This window comes from Erythrobacter sp. HL-111 (assembly GCF_900105095.1).
Classification (GTDB): Bacteria; Pseudomonadota; Alphaproteobacteria; order Sphingomonadales; family Sphingomonadaceae; genus Erythrobacter.
Window position 1 is genome coordinate 149,790 of sequence record NZ_LT629743.1, and the last position, 15,901, is coordinate 165,690.

General features: G+C 67.5%; 19 protein-coding genes. 10 read left to right on the top strand and 9 right to left on the bottom strand.

Translation table 11 applies throughout. The annotated features are described in order from the left end of the window. Positions 1-152 precede the first annotated feature (152 nt). Positions 153-1,100, top strand: a complete 948-nt coding sequence (gene cobS, locus BLU08_RS00730) for a cobaltochelatase subunit CobS (RefSeq protein WP_090200821.1) — start codon at positions 153-155, stop codon at positions 1,098-1,100. A gap of 60 nt (positions 1,101-1,160) precedes the next feature. Continuing rightward, positions 1,161-3,350, top strand: a complete 2,190-nt coding sequence (locus BLU08_RS00735; protein ID WP_090194062.1) for a transglycosylase domain-containing protein — start codon at positions 1,161-1,163, stop codon at positions 3,348-3,350. Here BLU08_RS00735 and BLU08_RS00740 read toward each other — a convergent pair. The 9 genes from BLU08_RS00740 to pyrE form a co-directional block, all read right to left on the bottom strand. Next, a complete protein-coding gene (locus tag BLU08_RS00740) occupies positions 3,347-3,739 on the bottom strand; it encodes a PaaI family thioesterase (RefSeq protein ID WP_090194064.1) in 393 nt (130 codons plus the stop codon). The genes BLU08_RS00735 and BLU08_RS00740 overlap by 4 nt on opposite strands. Beyond that, positions 3,732-4,211: a PaaI family thioesterase gene (locus tag BLU08_RS00745; protein WP_090194067.1), complete on the bottom strand. Its 480-nt coding sequence runs from the start codon at positions 4,209-4,211 to the stop codon at positions 3,732-3,734. The genes BLU08_RS00740 and BLU08_RS00745 overlap by 8 nt, the downstream gene beginning before the upstream one ends. A 58-nt stretch (positions 4,212-4,269) precedes the next feature. Then, a complete protein-coding gene (ruvX, locus tag BLU08_RS00750; RefSeq protein WP_090200823.1) occupies positions 4,270-4,740 on the bottom strand; it encodes a Holliday junction resolvase RuvX in 471 nt (156 codons plus the stop codon). After that, complete coding sequence (locus tag BLU08_RS00755) at positions 4,737-5,945, bottom strand: DUF3089 domain-containing protein (RefSeq protein WP_090194069.1); 1,209 nt, start codon at positions 5,943-5,945, stop codon at positions 4,737-4,739. Before BLU08_RS00755 ends, ruvX begins: the two co-directional genes overlap by 4 nt. A gap of 26 nt (positions 5,946-5,971) precedes the next feature. After that, the gene (gene lepB / locus BLU08_RS00760) at positions 5,972-6,955 is read right to left on the bottom strand and encodes a signal peptidase I (RefSeq protein ID WP_233996032.1); all 984 of its coding nucleotides are present in this window, start codon (positions 6,953-6,955) and stop codon (positions 5,972-5,974) included. Continuing rightward, entirely contained in the window at positions 6,952-7,410 is a 459-nt protein-coding gene (gene acpS / locus BLU08_RS00765) for a holo-ACP synthase (RefSeq protein ID WP_090194073.1), read from the bottom strand. Before acpS ends, lepB begins: the two co-directional genes overlap by 4 nt. A 69-nt stretch (positions 7,411-7,479) precedes the next feature. Further along, positions 7,480-7,767, bottom strand: a complete 288-nt coding sequence (locus BLU08_RS00770) for a pyridoxal phosphate biosynthetic protein (protein ID WP_090194076.1) — start codon at positions 7,765-7,767, stop codon at positions 7,480-7,482. Further along, positions 7,767-8,522: a pyridoxine 5'-phosphate synthase gene (locus BLU08_RS00775; protein WP_090194078.1), complete on the bottom strand. Its 756-nt coding sequence runs from the start codon at positions 8,520-8,522 to the stop codon at positions 7,767-7,769. Before BLU08_RS00775 ends, BLU08_RS00770 begins: the two co-directional genes overlap by 1 nt. 26 nt (positions 8,523-8,548) lie before the next feature. Then, positions 8,549-9,127 carry an orotate phosphoribosyltransferase gene (pyrE, locus tag BLU08_RS00780; protein ID WP_090194081.1) on the bottom strand — a complete coding sequence of 193 codons (579 nt, stop codon included), beginning with the start codon at positions 9,125-9,127 and terminating at the stop codon, positions 8,549-8,551. Positions 9,128-9,393: 266 nt separating this feature from the next. Here pyrE and coxB point away from each other — a divergent pair, with 266 nt between their 5' ends. The 8 genes from coxB (at position 9,394) to BLU08_RS00815 (ending at position 15,896) form a co-directional block, all read left to right on the top strand. After that, entirely contained in the window at positions 9,394-10,473 is a 1,080-nt protein-coding gene (gene coxB / locus BLU08_RS00785) for a cytochrome c oxidase subunit II (protein WP_090194083.1), read from the top strand. A 51-nt stretch (positions 10,474-10,524) separates the two neighbouring features. Continuing rightward, positions 10,525-12,246 carry a cytochrome c oxidase subunit I gene (gene ctaD, locus BLU08_RS00790; protein WP_090194085.1) on the top strand — a complete coding sequence of 574 codons (1,722 nt, stop codon included), beginning with the start codon at positions 10,525-10,527 and terminating at the stop codon, positions 12,244-12,246. A gap of 105 nt (positions 12,247-12,351) precedes the next feature. Next, positions 12,352-13,305: a heme o synthase gene (locus BLU08_RS00795; RefSeq protein WP_090194088.1), complete on the top strand. Its 954-nt coding sequence runs from the start codon at positions 12,352-12,354 to the stop codon at positions 13,303-13,305. Then, a complete protein-coding gene (locus tag BLU08_RS15575; protein ID WP_255361268.1) occupies positions 13,302-13,427 on the top strand; it encodes a hypothetical protein in 126 nt (41 codons plus the stop codon). Before BLU08_RS00795 ends, BLU08_RS15575 begins: the two co-directional genes overlap by 4 nt. 1 nt (position 13,428) lies before the next feature. Then, entirely contained in the window at positions 13,429-14,019 is a 591-nt protein-coding gene (locus BLU08_RS00800; RefSeq protein ID WP_090194091.1) for a cytochrome c oxidase assembly protein, read from the top strand. 43 nt (positions 14,020-14,062) lie between these two features. Then, entirely contained in the window at positions 14,063-14,893 is an 831-nt protein-coding gene (locus BLU08_RS00805) for a cytochrome c oxidase subunit 3 (protein WP_090194093.1), read from the top strand. Beyond that, entirely contained in the window at positions 14,893-15,267 is a 375-nt protein-coding gene (locus tag BLU08_RS00810; RefSeq protein ID WP_233996033.1) for a DUF983 domain-containing protein, read from the top strand. Before BLU08_RS00805 ends, BLU08_RS00810 begins: the two co-directional genes overlap by 1 nt. Then, positions 15,264-15,896, top strand: a complete 633-nt coding sequence (locus tag BLU08_RS00815; RefSeq protein ID WP_090194096.1) for an SURF1 family cytochrome oxidase biogenesis protein — start codon at positions 15,264-15,266, stop codon at positions 15,894-15,896. Before BLU08_RS00810 ends, BLU08_RS00815 begins: the two co-directional genes overlap by 4 nt. Positions 15,897-15,901: the final 5 nt, after the last annotated feature.

Genomic DNA, 15,901 nt, shown 5'->3' on the forward strand with positions numbered 1-15,901 from the left:
ATGGGCGCGGCGCGGGCGATTTGCGAGCCTCATCGCCGTGCGCGGGCGCGACTTGCAAATTTGGCAGGGCAGACCGGCTTGCAGGGCGGGCTTCGGCCCTTTAACCCTCCCGCGCGATGAACAACCATTCGACAGAAGAATTCGCCGGGGCCATGCCCTCCGAGCCCGATACGACGATCGACGTGAAGGACACCTTCGGGATCGACGTGGACTGGCAGGTTCCCGCCTTTTCCGCCAATGACGAACACGTGCCCGAACTCGACAGGGATTACGTGTTCGATCCCGACACCACGCTCGCGATCCTCGCGGGCTTCGCGCACAACCGCCGGGTAATGGTGCAGGGCTATCACGGCACCGGCAAGTCGACCCATATCGAACAGGTCGCCGCGCGCCTCAACTGGCCGAGCGTGCGGGTGAACCTCGACGCGCACATCAGCCGCATCGACCTCGTCGGGCGCGATGCGATCGTGCTGAAGGACGGCTTGCAGGTGACCGAATTCAAGGAAGGCATCCTGCCGTGGGCGCTGCAGCACCCCGTCGCGCTGACCTTCGACGAATACGACGCGGGCCGCCCCGACGTGATGTTCGTGATCCAGCGCGTGCTCGAATTCGACGGGCGGCTCACCCTGCTCGACCAGAACCGCGTCATCACGCCCAACCCGTGGTTCCGCCTCTTCGCCACGACCAACACGGTTGGCCTCGGCGATACCAGCGGCCTCTATCACGGCACGCAGGCGATCAACCAGGCGCAGATGGACCGCTGGAACATCGTCGTCGCGCTCAACTATCTCCCGCCCGAGACCGAACAGCAGATCGTCAAGTCCAAGACGCCCGAAACCGATGACAAGGTCATCGCCGACATGGTCAAGGTCGCCGAACTGACCCGGCAGGGCTTCATGAACGGCGACATCTCGACCGTGATGAGCCCGCGCACCGTCATCACCTGGGCGCAGAACGCGGCGATCTTCAAGTCGGTCGGCTTCGCCTTTCGCCTGTCGTTCCTCAACAAGTGCGACGAGGCCGAGCGGATGCTGGTTTCGGAATATTACCAGCGCGTCTTCGGCGAGGACCTGCCGGAAGGGGCGGCGAAGGGGCGCTAGCGCCCGGCGACCGCGATCGCGCTTGTGCCCGGGCGTGTTAGCCTGCTAACACAGCAAGTCATGGGCCTGTTCGAGCGATTCCGCAGACCGGTGCGCGCGAACGGGCGCGATGGCGGAGAGGCACGCGAAGCCGGCTATTTCCCGCTCTACGAAAGCCGGCGCCCGATCATCGACGACGAAGACGAGAACGCGCCTCCGCGCGCCGCGCCTGCGCCCGATTACGCCCGGTGGGACGAAGGGCTCGCGCAGGTCGACGGCGCTCTCGAAGCGGAAGAGCGCCGGCGGCTCGGGTGGTGGCAGCGTGACTATTGGCGCGCGCGCGGGCGTCTGTGGTGGATGGTCCGGGGCATCGCCGCCGCGCTGCTCGCCTTCTTCCTCCTCGTCGCATGGCTCGCGGTCACGGCGCCGCTGTCGAAAAGCCTCCAACCCATCGCCGCGCCGCAAGTGACGCTGCTGGCGAGCGACGGGACGCCGATCGCGCGGGCGGGGGCGATGGTCGATGCGCCGGTCGAGATCGCGAAGCTGCCGCCGCACGTTTCGCAGGCCTTCATCGCGATCGAGGACCGGCGGTTCCGGTCGCACTGGGGGATCGATCCGCGCGGCATCGCCCGCGCCGCCTGGACCGGGCGGGGCGGGGGCTCGACCATCACGCAGCAGCTTGCCAAGTTCACCTTCCTCACCCCCGAACAGACGCTGACCCGCAAGGCGCGCGAGGCGCTCATCGCGCTGTGGCTGGAGGCGTGGCTGACCAAGGACGAGATCCTCGAACGCTACCTTTCCAACGCCTATTTCGGCGACAACCAGTATGGCCTGCGTGCCGCCTCGCTGCACTATTTCTACCGCCAGCCGGAAAACCTCCTGCCGCAGCAGGCGGCAATGCTGGCGGGGCTGTTGCAGGCCCCCAGCGCCTATGCCCCGACCAGGCATTACGACCGGGCGAAGGCGCGCATGGATCTTGTTGTTTCGGCGATGGTGGAGGAGGGCTATCTGACGCAGGGCGAGGCCGATGCGCTGCCCGCGCCGCGGCTCGACGTGAGGACGCGGGACGACCTTCCCACCGGCACCTATTTCGCCGACTGGGCGCTGCCGATTGCGCGCGAGGGGATGGAGGCGAGCTATTCCCGCCAGGTGCTGACGACGACGCTGGATTCCCGCCTGCAGGCGCTGGCGGGCCGTGTCGCCGCGCGCGCGCCGTTGGGCGAAGCACAGGTCGCGCTGGTGGCGATGCGGCCGTCGGGAGAAGTGGTCGCGATGGTGGGGGGCAGGGATTACGCGGCATCGCCCTTCAACCGCGCGACGCAGGCCCGCCGCCAGCCGGGTTCGACCTTCAAGCTGTTCGTCTATCTCGCCGCGCTCGAGGCCGGATGGGAGCCGGAGGACACGATCGCGAACACGCCCTTCGAAAGCGGTGCCTACCAGCCGAGGAACGCACGGGAGAGCTATTCCGAAACGATAACGCTCGAACAGGCGCTGGCCTCGTCGAGCAATGTCGCCGCGGTGCGGCTGATGAACGAGGTCGGATCGGAGCGGGTCATCCGCATGGCGCGAAAGCTGGGCGTCGCCTCGCCCCTGCCCGAAGGCGATCCGAGCCTCGCGCTCGGCAGCTCGACGATGACGCTGATCGAACTCGTCGCCGCCTATGCGGGCGTCGCGGGCAATGCCTTCCCGGTGACCCCGCGGCCCTTCGAGCGCGAGGAGCGCGGATGGCTCGAATGGCTGACCAGCCGCGAGGACAGCCTCTCGCGCCGCCACCACGAGGCGATCGAGCGGATGCTGCGGGTGGCGGTCAACCGCGGCACGGGGCGCGCGGCAATGCTGCCGGTTGCGAATTACGGCAAGACCGGGACGACGCAGGATTACCGCGACGCGCTGTTCGTCGGCTATGCGGGGGAGGGCGCGGCGCGGCTGGTGGTCGGCGTGTGGGTCGGCAACGACGACAATTCGCCTCTGGACGGTGTCACCGGGGGGAGCCTGCCCGCGCGAATCTGGAAGGACTTCATGCGCGGCGCGCTGCGGCTCGGCGGCCCGGCGCCGGCGCCGAAGCCGACCGCATCGCCCGATCCCGAAGGCCCGGTCCAGCCCTTCGACGTGGAGGAGGGGGAGGAAATCCCGCTGGACGAAAACGGCTCGACCCTCAGGATCGAACAGGGCGGGGTGACGGTGTCGACCGAGATCGACGGCGAACCGGTCGAACTGCGCCTGGGCGAGGACGGGCTCGAGCTCGCGCCCGCGGGCGAGCCCCCGAACTAGGCCATCAGGATGTTCATCACCGCGCTGGCGATCGGGCGGGTGCGGTCGTCCTGCCACGCCTCGACCGTGAGGTTCGCGTTGCGCCGTCCCAGCCGCACGATCCGGGCGAGGGCATAGGTGCGCTTCTGCCGCCCGGCGGAAAGGTACTGCACCGTGATCCCGATCGGCTTGAGCAGCGGCTCGCGCCCTTCGGCGAGGAGGCGGGTGCGAAGCGCGGCGTAGCCCGCGGTTTCCAGCAGGCCCGCAGTCGCCCCGCCGTGGAAATGGCCGGGCCGCCCCTCCACGTTGCGCCCGAAATCGACCGCAAGGACCGGGACGCCGTCCTCGCGGCCTGCGACCTCGATGCCGAGCGAGCGGGCATAGGCGGTGAGTTCGAGCGGCTCAGTCATCGTCGCGCCCTTCGCTCTTGGCCTCGAGCCGCTGTTTCGCGTCGTAGGAAACCTGCATGAAGACCCCCGCGATATGCGCCACGGGGTCCGCCTCGTCCCCGTCATGCGCGATCCCGCGCACGAAGGCGGCCGAACGGGTGACGCGGTAGCATTCGACCCGGCCCCACACAGCGCTGCGCTCGCGCGCGGGGCGCTGGTAATCGACCCGCAGGTCGAGCGTCGCGACGGGCGTGAACGCGCCGGTCGTCTGCCAGATCGACATCCCGCTCGCCATGTCCATCAGGCTGACGATCGGACCGGACGCGAGCACGGGCCGGTCGGGTTCGCCCAGCAGGTCCTCGCGCCAGGGGAGCTTCAGTTCCACCCAGTTGGCGCCATGCGAGACATATTCGAGCCCGAGCCAGCCCGGATGCCCGCCGCGAAAGAAGTACTTGCCCGCCTCCCCGGCGTCGAATTTCGGCTGATCGTTCATGGCATGATCCCTAGGGGCGCGGCCGCCCGCATCCAATCCCCAAATCATCGGGGCGCACCTAAAGCACGCCCCCCGCAAGCCGGTCGATCGCGCCCTGCAGGATGACGGCCGCGGCATGGCTGTCGATCGCCGCCGCACGCTTCCTGCGGCTCATGTCCTGCCCGATCATCGCCGCCTCGGCGCTTCTGGTCGACCAGCGTTCGTCCCACAGCAGGACGGGCAGCGCGAAGGCTTCCGCGCAGTTGCGGGCATAGGCGCGCGATGCCTGCGCGCGCGGGCCTTCGCTGGCGTCCATGTTGCGCGGCAGGCCGATGACGATGCCCTTCACCTGACGTTCGGCCAGCAGCAGGGCGAGCGTCTCGCGGTCGCGCCCCCACTTGCCGCGCGCGATGGTCCGGCCGGCGGTCGCGAATCGCCAGCCCGCATCGCAGGTCGCCGTGCCGATGGTCTTCGTGCCGAGGTCGAGACCGAGCAGCGCCCCGCCATCGGGCAGGGCGTCCGCGAAATCGGGGGCGTGTTCGGTGATCAGCGGCCGGTTTCCGCCTGGCCGGCAGCCCCGGCGAAGGCCTGCACCCGGCGGGCCACGTCCAGCTTGGTGTTCGCCCAGAACAGCGGGATGTCGTAGACGTGGTAATTGTTCCCCGGCAGGACGAAGGGCCCCATCTCGGGCGGCGGGCCGACCAGCAGGAGCCCGCGCGTGTCGCAGGTCGCCGGCACCCCGCCGGGCACGAGTTCGCCGTTCGCCATGGTCTCGTCGGGTTTCAGAGTGCCCGCATTGGCGCTCGCCGGCGCGGCGCCCCTGTAGGTCCCGGTGATCGGATTGGTGCAGAGGATCTCGCTCGCCCCGCGCTGTTCGCCGTCGAAGCCTTCGGAGGCCGCGTAGGCCTCGATCACCGCGGCGGGATCGGCAGGCACGCCAAAGCTCGACCACGACAGCACGCAGCCGGTCTGTCTCGCGGTGGCGCAGGCCGGGACACCCATCGCGGGCAGGTCGTGCTCGACCGAGATCGGCCAGCCCACGGCATAGGCCGCGACCAGCCGGTCCGCCGCGTCCAAGCCCTTCACCTCGTCCTTCAGAAGCCGCATCAGGTGGAGCGCGCCCTGGCTGTGCCCGGCCAGCACGAACGGCGTGTCCTCGCCGATCGAATCGAGGAAATAGGCATAGGCTTCCCGCACGTCGGCATAGGCGGCATCGAGCGCCTGCTGCGCCTCGGGCGAGTCGGTGAGGAAGGCACCCATTGTCGCCTGACGATAGCGCGGCACCCAGATCTCGGACGCGGCGTTGAACGGGCTCGCCATGCCGCGGACATAGATGCGCGCGATCCGCTCGGCCTCTTCGGTGTCGGGATCGGCGTCGTCGGTGAGCGCGATCGGGGCGTTCCAGTTGCTTGTGCTGCGATAGCTCGTCGGATGGACGAAGAAGACCGCGAAAGGGGGCTGGTCGGTCGACAGGACGCGGGCCTTGGCCGCTTCGTCCACCCCGCTCGGCACTTCGCCTTCGGGCGCGTAGGCGGGCTGCCAGCGCGCCGGGTCGGAGGTGCCGATGCCGGGCCGCGAATACCATAGCGCCGGGTCCTGGTAGGCGTTTTCCTCGAGCGGCTCCTGCGCGACGAAATCGCCCCTCGGCACGTAGACGAAGCGCGTGATCTCGGTCGCGAAGAGATTGAGCGCGATCGCGCCCGCGAGGAACAGGACGATCACGATCGCGACGAGGTAGAGGAATTTCTTCGCCATGGGCTTGCCCCGGTCCTTCGAGCGATTCAATCGGCGGTGAGCTTGGCCGCCTCGCCCACTGCGGTGCCTTCGGCGATCGCGGGGCGCAGCGTCGTCCACGCCCGGTCTTCGCGCAGGCTGGAGAACCAGCTCAGCGGGTTCCAGGTGGTCGACCCGTCGAGGCTGAAGGTGATGAATTCCGCCCGGCCCCCGATGTTTTCGAGCGGAACCGGCCCGCCGAGCCCGCTTTCGGCGATGCTCGCGCGGCTGTCGGCCGAATGGTCGCGGTTGTCGCCCATCACGAAGACGTGGCCTTCGGGGACGGTGACCGGGCCGTGGTCGTCGAAGCGCACGCGTTCATGGTCGATCACGAGATAGGTCGCGCCGTTGGGCAGCGTCTCGCGGAAGGTCGGCGGTTCGAAGAACGTGCCTTCGGAGGTGGTGACGCGGTGATCCTCGAAGGCGTCGAGGCAGGGGGCCGAAAGCCCGTCGATCCGGTTGCAGTAGAGTTCCGGTTCGAGCGGCAGGCGGACCGAAGCGACCTGTTCGCGCTCTATCGGCGTGCCGTTGAGGATGATGCGCCCCTCGCGCAGCTCGATCGTGTCGCCGGGCAGAGCCACCACGCGCTTGATGTAGTCCTCGTTGCGGATCGGGTGCACGGGAATGACGATGTCGCCGTATTCGGGCGTGTCGGGCCAGATCCGCCAGTCCCCGCGCGGCAGGAGGTGGAAGCTCGCCGAGGCCCAGGACCAGCCGTAGGGATACTTGGTGACGATCAGGCGGTCGCCCACCCACAGCGTCGGCATCATCGAGGCGGAGGGGATGTAGAACGGCTTGGCGACGAGGCTGTGGAAGGCGAGCACGACCAGCAGCATGAGCGCGAGGCCGCGTGCTTCGGCGAACCAGTTGACCTTTTCCTTCTCCTCCCCCCTCGCGGGCGGCGCGGGCGCCGTGCCGCCCGCGCCGCCGGTTCCCGGGGCGGCGGGTTCGGGGGAATGCGGGGCGGCGGGTTCGGTGTCGTGGTCGGTCACGGGGCGGGTCTCGGATGGGGCGGATGGGTCAGGACAGGTCCGTCGGGGGCATCGCCAAGGGGAAGGGCCTCGATCAGGACGAGGGCATAGGCCCATGGATGATCGTCGGTTAGGGTGAGATGAATGCGCGCCTCATGCCCTTGGGGCGTCAATTCTTCAAGCCGCTTTGCCGCCCCGCCCGCCAGCGCGAGGGTCGGCGCGCCCGAGGGTGCGTTGACGACGCCGATGTCCTTCATGAAGACGCCGCGCCGGAAACCCGTGCCCACGGCCTTTGAAAAGGCCTCCTTGGCGGCGAAGCGCTTGGCGTAGGTTCCGGCGATGGTGAAGGGGCGGCGGCGGGCCTTGGTGCGCTCGGTGTCGGTGAAGACCCGCGCCTCGAACCGCTCGCCGAAACGGTCGAGCGAGTTCTGGATGCGTTCGATGTTGCAAAGGTCGGAACCGAGGCCGATGATCATGGAGGAAATGTCCTTCGCCAATCCTACGCGCGAAGCCGCCGGAAGCCCCCCGCGATTATACTTGCCCGATCAGGCCGGCGGCCCCTTCAGGATCAAGGCGACCAGCAGGCCGAGGACCACGAAATGGATCATCACCTGCCCCTTGAACAGGGGGTGGGCGAAATCGCCCCTAGCGCGGGAGAGCGATCCGGCATAGCCGAACGCCAGCAGCACGACCCAGCCGATGGCGAAGGCGAGCATGACCCCCTCGGCCACGGCAAAGCCGAGAAACCCGACCGCGGTGAGGAACAGGGTCGAACCGAAGAAGGCCCAGCGCTTCTGTTCGGCGGTGAGGTCCGCGGGCGGTTCGTCCGCCACTAGCGGGCCTCGTCCATCAATCCGCGCATCCGCCGGATCGCCCCTTCGAGCCCGATGAACACCGCCTCGCCGATCAGGTAGTGGCCGATGTTGAGCTCGGCCATCTGGGGGATGGCGGCGATGGGCGTGACGTTGTCGAAGGTCAGGCCGTGCCCGGCGTGCGGTTCGATCCCGTTCTTGGCGGCAAGCGCGGCCATGTCGGAAATGCGCTTGAGCTCGGCCGCGGTGCGCTCGCGATCGCCGTCCTGGACCGCGTGGGCGTATTCGCCGGTGTGGAACTCCACCACCGGCACGCCGAGCCCGAGCGCCGCGTCGAGCTGCCGCTCGTTCGGCTCGATGAACAGCGACACGCGGATGCCGGCGCTTTTCAGTTCCTCGACGATGGGGACGAGCGTGTTGTGCAACCCCGCCGCGTCGAGGCCGCCTTCGGTCGTGCGCTCCTCGCGCTTTTCGGGCACGATGCAGGCGGCGTGGGGCCTGTGGCGCAGCGCGATGGCGAGCATTTCGCGGGTCGCCGCCATTTCGAGGTTGAGGGGCAGGTCGGTCGCGTCCTGGATGCGGCGCAGATCCTCGTCGCGGATGTGGCGGCGATCCTCGCGCAGGTGCGCGGTGATGCCGTCCCCGCCGACCCCGGCGACGATTTCGGCGGCGCGCACCGGGTCCGGGTGGTCCCCGCCGCGCGCGTTGCGGATCGTCGCGACGTGATCGATGTTCACGCCGAGCCTGAGCGGGTTGGGGTGGAAGGTCCTGGTCATCGCGTCGCGCCCCTTAGATCAAAGCGCTATTTGCGGCTACCCGGCTTGGTCACGGCGATCCGGGCGAGTTCCTCGGGGATGTCGCCTTCGTCGTAGGTGGGGAAATCGAAGGCGGCGAGCGGGTGGAAGGGCACGCCGAGATCGACCATCCCGCAGGACCGGTCGATCAGCGCGCATTCGGCGATCACCTCGCCGCCCTCGCGCGCGACCGCCGCGATCGCCTCGCGGCTCGAAAGGCCGGTCGTCACCACGTCCTCGACCATCAGCACCTTCGCCCCGGGATCGAGCGCGAAGCCGCGGCGCAGGTGGAAGGTGCCCTCGGGCCGTTCGAGGAAGAGCGCGTCCTTCCCCAGCACCCGGCCGACCTCGTGGCCGACGATGATGCCGCCCATCGCCGGGGAGACGACGGTGTCGACGCGCTCCACCACGTCGGCGGGGATGCCCGCCACCACCGCTTCGGCCAGGCGGGCAGCGCGCGCGGGGTTCATGAGAACGCGCGCGCATTGCAGGTAATGGCCGCTGTGCCTGCCCGAGGAAAGTTTGAAATGCCCTTCGAGCAGCGCGCCCGAGGCGCGGAATTCGGCGAGCACTTCGGCCTCGTTCATGGGGCGCAAGGGGGGGTGTGTCATGCTGGGAACCTGTTGGATGGAGCGGCGGGCCGCGTGTGTGCAAACCCCGGATTTGCGCGGGCTTGCGCGGTCGGCATGGAAGCTTGCATAAAAATCTCCCTAGTAGCGCTTGAGGGTACGGGCAAGCGCGGCTAAGGCGGCCCCAACACTGGCAAAGCTGTCGGCGTTGCGTCGCCCTTCCCGCCTTTCTAAAGGTTTCGAACGGGGTGACACGGGATCAGATCTGGAAACAACTTAGGCACATGAAGATGGGTCACACCCTCCGTATCAAATTCGCTACCCTGTCGCTGCTGGCCGCGCTGGCGTTCGTCGCCGCGCCGCAGGCGGTCGTCGCGCAGGACGATGCCGACGCCATCTCCGCCGCGCCGGGCAGCGGCGAGAACTTCGGCGAAGCGCCCGAGAGCGCGGCCGAGGGCGAAATCGTCGCCAGCGAGACTGTCCCGCCCCAGACCGAAGGTGCCTACTCCCCGATGGCCCCGACCAGGGACAAGGGGATGCCGACCGACCCGCGCACCGGCGAACCGGGCGCGATGGCCAAGTCGCTGACTTTCCAGGACCAGTATTCCAAGGACGGGGAATACGCGCTGTGGATGCACAACTGGTTCCTGCTGCCGGTGATCACCGCGATCTCGCTGCTGGTTCTGGGCCTGCTGCTCTATGTCGTGGTCCGCTACAGCCGCCGGGCCAATCCCGAACCGTCGAAGACGACCCACAACACCGCGATCGAGGTGGTCTGGACGATCCTGCCCGCCGCGATCCTCGTCGTGATCGCCGTGCCTTCGCTCACCCTGCTCGCGCGCCAGTACGAAACCCCGCCGGAAGACGCGGTGACGATCAAGGCGACCGGTTACCAGTGGTACTGGGGCTATTCCTATCCCGACCATGGCGAGATCGAGGTCATCTCGAACATGCTGTCGGACGCCGATGCCATCAAGAACGGCGAACCGCCGCAGCTCGCGGTCGACAACCGCATGGTCGTGCCCGTGGGCGTGCCGCTGCGGATCCAGACGATCGGCGCGGACGTGATCCATTCCTTCGCGATCCCGTCGCTGTGGTTCAAGCAGGACGCGATCCCCGGCCGCCTCAACGAGAAGCTGCTGACGATCGACGAGCCGGGCGTCTATTACGGCCAGTGCAGCGAGCTGTGCGGGACGCGCCATGCCTACATGCCGATCGCGATCGAGGCCCTGCCGCCGGACGAATTCGCCGCATGGGTCCGCTCGCAGGGCGGCACCATGCCGGGTGACGAGGCGGTCGAAGAAGCTTCCGCCGCCGAGGACACCGCGGTCGAGGAAACGACCGAAGTGGCGCTTGCCCTGTAATCTGCGCCCGACCGATCAGAACGAATACGAACCGACCGAGAGACGAACACAATGGCCACCACAGCTGAAGGCTTCGACATCCACCGGGAAGATCACGCGGACACGCACGCGGATCACAAGCCGGGCTTCTTCGCCCGCTGGTTCATGTCGACCAACCACAAGGACATCGGCACGCTCTATCTGATCTTCGCGATCATCGCGGGGATCATCGGGGGCGCGATCTCGGGCATCATGCGGCTGGAACTGGCCGAACCGGGGATCCAGTACCTGACCTGGTGGGCCGGCTTCATGGGCGGGGGCGAGGATCTCAACACCGCGCTCCACATGTGGAACGTGTTCATCACCGCGCACGGCCTCATCATGGTGTTCTTCATGGTCATGCCGGCCATGATCGGCGGCTTCGGCAACTGGTTCGTGCCGCTGATGATCGGCGCGCCGGACATGGCCTTCCCGCGCATGAACAACGTCTCGTTCTGGCTGACGGTGGCGGGCTTCTTCTCGCTGCTGTTCTCGATGTTCGTGCCGGGCGGCGCGGGCAACGGCGCGGGCGTGGGCTGGACGGTCTACGCTCCGCTTTCGACCACCGGCTCGCCCGGTCCCGCGGTCGATTTCGCGATCTTCTCGCTCCACCTCGCCGGCGCGGGCTCGATCCTGGGTGCGACCAACTTCATCACCACCATCTTCAACATGCGCGCGCCGGGCATGACCCTGCACAAGATGCCGCTGTTCGTGTGGTCGGTGCTGGTCACGGCCTTCCTGCTGCTGCTCGCCCTGCCGGTTCTGGCCGCAGCGATCACCATGCTGCTGACCGATCGCAATTTCGGGACGACCTTCTTCGATCCGGCGGGCGGCGGCGACCCGGTGCTCTATCAGCACCTGTTCTGGTTCTTCGGCCACCCGGAAGTCTACATCATGATCCTGCCGGGCTTCGGCATGATCTCGCAGATCGTCGCGACCTTCAGCCGCAAGCCCGTGTTCGGCTATCTCGGCATGGCCTACGCCATGGTCGCGATCGGCGTCGTCGGCTTCATCGTGTGGGCGCACCACATGTACACGGTCGGTCTCGACGTGAACACGAAGATGTACTTCACCGCGGCCACCATGGTCATCGCGGTCCCGACCGGCGTGAAGATCTTCAGCTGGGTTGCGACGATGTGGGGCGGCAGCCTCGAATTCAAGTCGCCGCTCGTGTGGTCGCTGGGCTTCATCTTCCTGTTCACCGTGGGCGGCGTGACTGGCGTCGTGCTGGCCAACGGCGGCATCGACGACAATCTGCACGACACCTACTACGTCGTCGCGCACTTCCACTATGTGCTGTCGATGGGCGCGGTGTTCTCGATGTTCGCGGGCTTCTACTACTGGTTCCCGAAGATGAGCGGGCGGATGCATTCCGAACTGCTCAGCCACATCCACTTCTGGCTGTTCTTCATCGGGGTGAACGTGATCTTCTTCCCGCAGCACTTCCTCGGGATGCAGGGGATGCCGCGGCGCTATCCGGACTACACCGAAGCCTTCACGCTGTGGCACCAGGTGAGCACCTACGGCTATTACATCATGGCGTTCTCGATGGTGTTCTTCTTCATCAACATCGCCTACTCGCTGGCCGCCGGTCGCCGGGCCGAAGGCAATCCGTGGGGCGAAGGCGCGACGACGCTCGAATGGACGCTGTCCTCGCCGCCGCCGTTCCACCAGTTCGAGACGCTGCCGGTGATCGAGGATCATCACAGCTACCACGATCACCGTCCGCTCGGCGACAAGCCGGCGACCGCCTGACGGGAGAGCTTTTCGCAAAGGCCCCCCCCGACGCGGGGCCTGTCGACAAGGGAAAACGGGGGAGGGCGCGCCGGCGGGTGCGCCTTCCTTCGAATAGAGAACACGATGATGCAGACCACAGCGAACCAGACGAGCCTGATGCCGGCCGAATGGCGTGATTTCTTCACGCTGACGAAACCGCGCGTGATGACGCTGGTGATCTTCACCGGGATCTGCGGCCTGCTGGCGGCGCCGGGGACGATCCACCCGGTGCTGGGCTTCACCGCGATCCTCGCCATCGCGATGGGCGCGGGCGGTTCGGCGGCGCTCAACCACTGGTGGGAAGCCGATCTCGACAAGGGCATGAAGCGCACCGCCAAGCGCCCCCTGCCCGCGGGCCGGATGCGGCGCGAGGACGCGCGCGATTTCGGCGTGTTCCTGTCGGCGGTCTCGGTCGTGCTGATGGGCGTCGCGATCGGCTGGCTCGCCGCGACGACGCTCGCCATCGCGATCGTCTACTACGCCGTCGTCTACACGATGTGGCTCAAGCCGCGCACGCCGCAGAACATCGTCATCGGGGGCGGTTCGGGCGCCTTCCCGCCGTTGATCGGCTGGGTCGCGGTCACGGGCGAGATCACCGCCATGCCGGTGCTGCTCTTCGCGATCATCTTCTTCTGGACCCCGCCGCATTTCTGGGCGCTCGCGCTGTTCGTGAAGTCGGACTACGCCAAGGTCGGCATCCCCATGCTGCCGGTGGTCGCGGGCGAGAGGACGACGCGCCAGCACATCCTCGTCTACACCTTCGTCCTCGCGCCCATCGCCATCGCGCCGTGGGTCATCGGCGGGACGAGCTGGGTCTATGGTTCGGTTGCCGTGGTCCTTTCCGCCCTCTTCATCGCGCTCGCCGTCCCCGTCGGCACGCGGGAGCGGCGCGAAGAGGATTCGATGCGCGAGGAAAAGCTGCTCTTCAAGTTCTCGATCTACTACCTCTTCGCCCTCTTCGCCGCGCTGGTCGCCGACCGGGTGCTGTTCGCGAACGGCCTGATCGGGCCGGGGATGCTCCAGGGGATCGGGGCGTGACGCCGGAAGAGGAAGAGGAATTCAAGCGCCGCCGCAAGAGCCGCAATCTCGTGGTCGGCGGGACCCTGTTGTTCTTCGTGGTGCTGTTCTACGCCATCACCCTCGTGCGGATGGGAGACTGACATGGGCACGACCGCGCTCGATATCGAAACCTCGCGCCGGAACCTGCGGACCGGATTGTTCGCGCTCCTGTTCGCCGCGTTCATGCTCGGGCTCGGCTATGCGGCCGTGCCGCTCTACGACCTGTTCTGCCGGGTCACGGGCTTTGCCGGAACGACGCAGGTCGCTTCCGAGGACGACGCCGCGCGCGCCGCGGCCGCGGGGGTCAACCGCACGATCTCGGTCCGGTTCGACGCCTCCACCGCGAGCGGGATGCCGTGGAGCTTCCGCCCGGACCAGAGAACCGAAACCGTCCGCATCGGCGAACGCGACATCGCCACCTACACCGCGGTCAACAATTCCGACGAGCCGATCACCGGCACCGCGACCTTCAACGTCGAGCCGGCGCAGGCCGGGCGCTATTTCCAGAAGGTCCAGTGCTTCTGCTTCACCGAACAGACGCTGCAGCCGGGCGAGAAGGTCAACATGCCGGTCCTGTTCTACATCGATCCCGCGATCGAGCAGGACGAGGTCATGGCCGATGTCGAACAGATCACGCTGAGCTACACTTTCCACCGCGCGAAGGAGCCCGTATCGAGCGGGCTCGCGCGCTAGGCCAATCCGCACGCACATTTCCTAAGGGACGGGAACGAGAACAATGGCAGGCAAGGTAAACCACGACTATCACATCCTGGAGCCGGATATCTGGCCCTTCGTCGGGTCGATGTCGGCGCTGACCTTCACCTCGGGCATGGTGCTGAGCTTCTATCCCGACCTGTTCGGCCAGGCCGCCTCGATCGTCATGTGGGCGGGGCTCGCGGGGCTGATCGCGACCTTCTTCATGTGGTTCAAGAACATCGTCGTCGAAGCCGAGCGCGGGGACCACACGCCGGTGGTGCAGCTTCACATGCGCTACGGCATGATCCTGTTCATCGCGTCGGAAGTGATGTTCTTCGTCGGCTGGTTCTGGGCGTGGTTCGACTTCTCGCTGTTCCCCTCGACCCTCGCCGAAGTGGTCGGCGGCGTCTGGCCGCCCAAGGCGATCGAGGAAGTGCTCGATCCCTTCGCGCTGCCGCTGCTCAACACGCTGATCCTGCTGTGTTCGGGCACGACGGTGACCTGGGCGCACCATTCGCTGATCCACGGCGATCGCAGGGGCCTCAAGCAGGGCCTGTGGGCGACGATCGCGCTCGGCGTGCTGTTCAGCTTCATCCAGGCCTACGAATATTCGGTCGCGCCCTTCGCCTTCGGCGGCAACACCTATTCGAGCGCCTTCTACATGGCGACGGGGTTCCACGGCTTCCACGTGATCGTCGGCACGATCTTCCTCGCCGTATGCCTGTATCGCGCCTATCTCGGCCACTTCACCCCGCGCCAGCATTTCGGTTTCGAAGCGGCGGCGTGGTACTGGCACTTCGTCGACGTGGTGTGGCTGTTCCTGTTCATCGCCGTCTATGTCTGGGGCGGCTGGGGCGCCGAATACCACTGATGCAGCAGGGCTCAGGCCCTGAACGCGAAAAGGGGCAGCCGGGTCTTGGCCGGGCTGCCCTTTTCGGTTTGTGCCCCCGCTGCGGTGCGCCCACCCTGTTCGAGGCTCCTGCTCGCATCGCGCTTTCGTGCGAGGCGTGCGGGCTCGATCTCGGCGCGCTGGAACGGGGCGGGCGGCTCGCCGGCCTGCTGACGATGGTGCTGGCGGCGGTGCTGATCGGCGCGGCGCTCGGCGTCGATGCGCTGCTTCGCCCGCCGCTGTGGCTTTCGGCGCTGGTCTGGGCGCCGCTTACCGTGGGCGGGGTGATCTTCGCCCTGCGCTTCTACCGCACCGCGCTGCTTTACCGCCAGTACGACAGGCGTCCTGCCCGATGATCCGCCGCCTGCCCGTCCTGCCCACGATCCTCGTGCTTGCCGCGGTCGTCGCGATGATCGGCCTCGGCATCTGGCAGATCGGCCGCGCGCAGGAAAAGGACACGCGCATCGCGACCCTCGCCCAGCGCGTCGAACTGCCCCCTGCGTCCTATCCCTATGCCGATCCCTACGACGAGAGCTTCCTTTACCGCACGCTCGAAGCCGAATGCTCGGAGGTGCTCGAATGGGAGGCGATCGGGGGCAAGGACACGCGCGGGCGCAACGGCTGGCGGCAGATCGCGACCTGCCTCCATGCGCCGACAGGCACGCGGTTCAAGGCCGACATGGGTGTCTCCGCCGATCCGGGGGCCGAACCGCGCTGGGCGGGGGGAGCGATCCGCGGGCGCGCCATCCTCGAACCGGACGAACGCGGCCTCGGCGAACTCGTCACCAGGGCGCAGCGCGACGCGAGGCTGATGATCGTCGCCGAGCAGGCACCGGACGGGCTCGTCCCTTCGGCCCAGCCGCAGCCGCTCGCGGCGGAGGAGAATTCCTCCTGGGCCTATGCGGGGCAGTGGTTCTTCTTCGCGCTGACGGCGCTCGTCATGTACGGATTCGCCATTCGCTCGCGGCTGGGGACGCGGAAATGAGCCTG

Excerpts from the sequence above, each read along its gene's own strand:
- cobS (WP_090200821.1), top strand. The coding sequence starts at position 153 with ATGCCCTCCGAGCCCGATACGACGATCGACGTGAAGGACACCTTCGGG.
- BLU08_RS00735 (WP_090194062.1), top strand. The coding sequence starts at position 1,161 with ATGGGCCTGTTCGAGCGATTCCGCAGACCGGTGCGCGCGAACGGGCGC.
- BLU08_RS00740 (WP_090194064.1), bottom strand. The coding sequence starts at position 3,739 with ATGACTGAGCCGCTCGAACTCACCGCCTATGCCCGCTCGCTCGGCATC.
- BLU08_RS00745 (WP_090194067.1), bottom strand. The coding sequence starts at position 4,211 with ATGAACGATCAGCCGAAATTCGACGCCGGGGAGGCGGGCAAGTACTTC.
- BLU08_RS00755 (WP_090194069.1), bottom strand. The coding sequence starts at position 5,945 with ATGGCGAAGAAATTCCTCTACCTCGTCGCGATCGTGATCGTCCTGTTC.
- acpS (WP_090194073.1), bottom strand. The coding sequence starts at position 7,410 with ATGATCATCGGCCTCGGTTCCGACCTTTGCAACATCGAACGCATCCAG.
- BLU08_RS00775 (WP_090194078.1), bottom strand. The coding sequence starts at position 8,522 with ATGACCAGGACCTTCCACCCCAACCCGCTCAGGCTCGGCGTGAACATC.
- pyrE (WP_090194081.1), bottom strand. The coding sequence starts at position 9,127 with ATGAACGAGGCCGAAGTGCTCGCCGAATTCCGCGCCTCGGGCGCGCTG.
- coxB (WP_090194083.1), top strand. The coding sequence starts at position 9,394 with ATGAAGATGGGTCACACCCTCCGTATCAAATTCGCTACCCTGTCGCTG.
- ctaD (WP_090194085.1), top strand. The coding sequence starts at position 10,525 with ATGGCCACCACAGCTGAAGGCTTCGACATCCACCGGGAAGATCACGCG.
- BLU08_RS00795 (WP_090194088.1), top strand. The coding sequence starts at position 12,352 with ATGATGCAGACCACAGCGAACCAGACGAGCCTGATGCCGGCCGAATGG.
- BLU08_RS00800 (WP_090194091.1), top strand. The coding sequence starts at position 13,429 with ATGGGCACGACCGCGCTCGATATCGAAACCTCGCGCCGGAACCTGCGG.
- BLU08_RS00805 (WP_090194093.1), top strand. The coding sequence starts at position 14,063 with ATGGCAGGCAAGGTAAACCACGACTATCACATCCTGGAGCCGGATATC.
- BLU08_RS00810 (WP_233996033.1), top strand. The coding sequence starts at position 14,893 with ATGCAGCAGGGCTCAGGCCCTGAACGCGAAAAGGGGCAGCCGGGTCTT.
- BLU08_RS00815 (WP_090194096.1), top strand. The coding sequence starts at position 15,264 with ATGATCCGCCGCCTGCCCGTCCTGCCCACGATCCTCGTGCTTGCCGCG.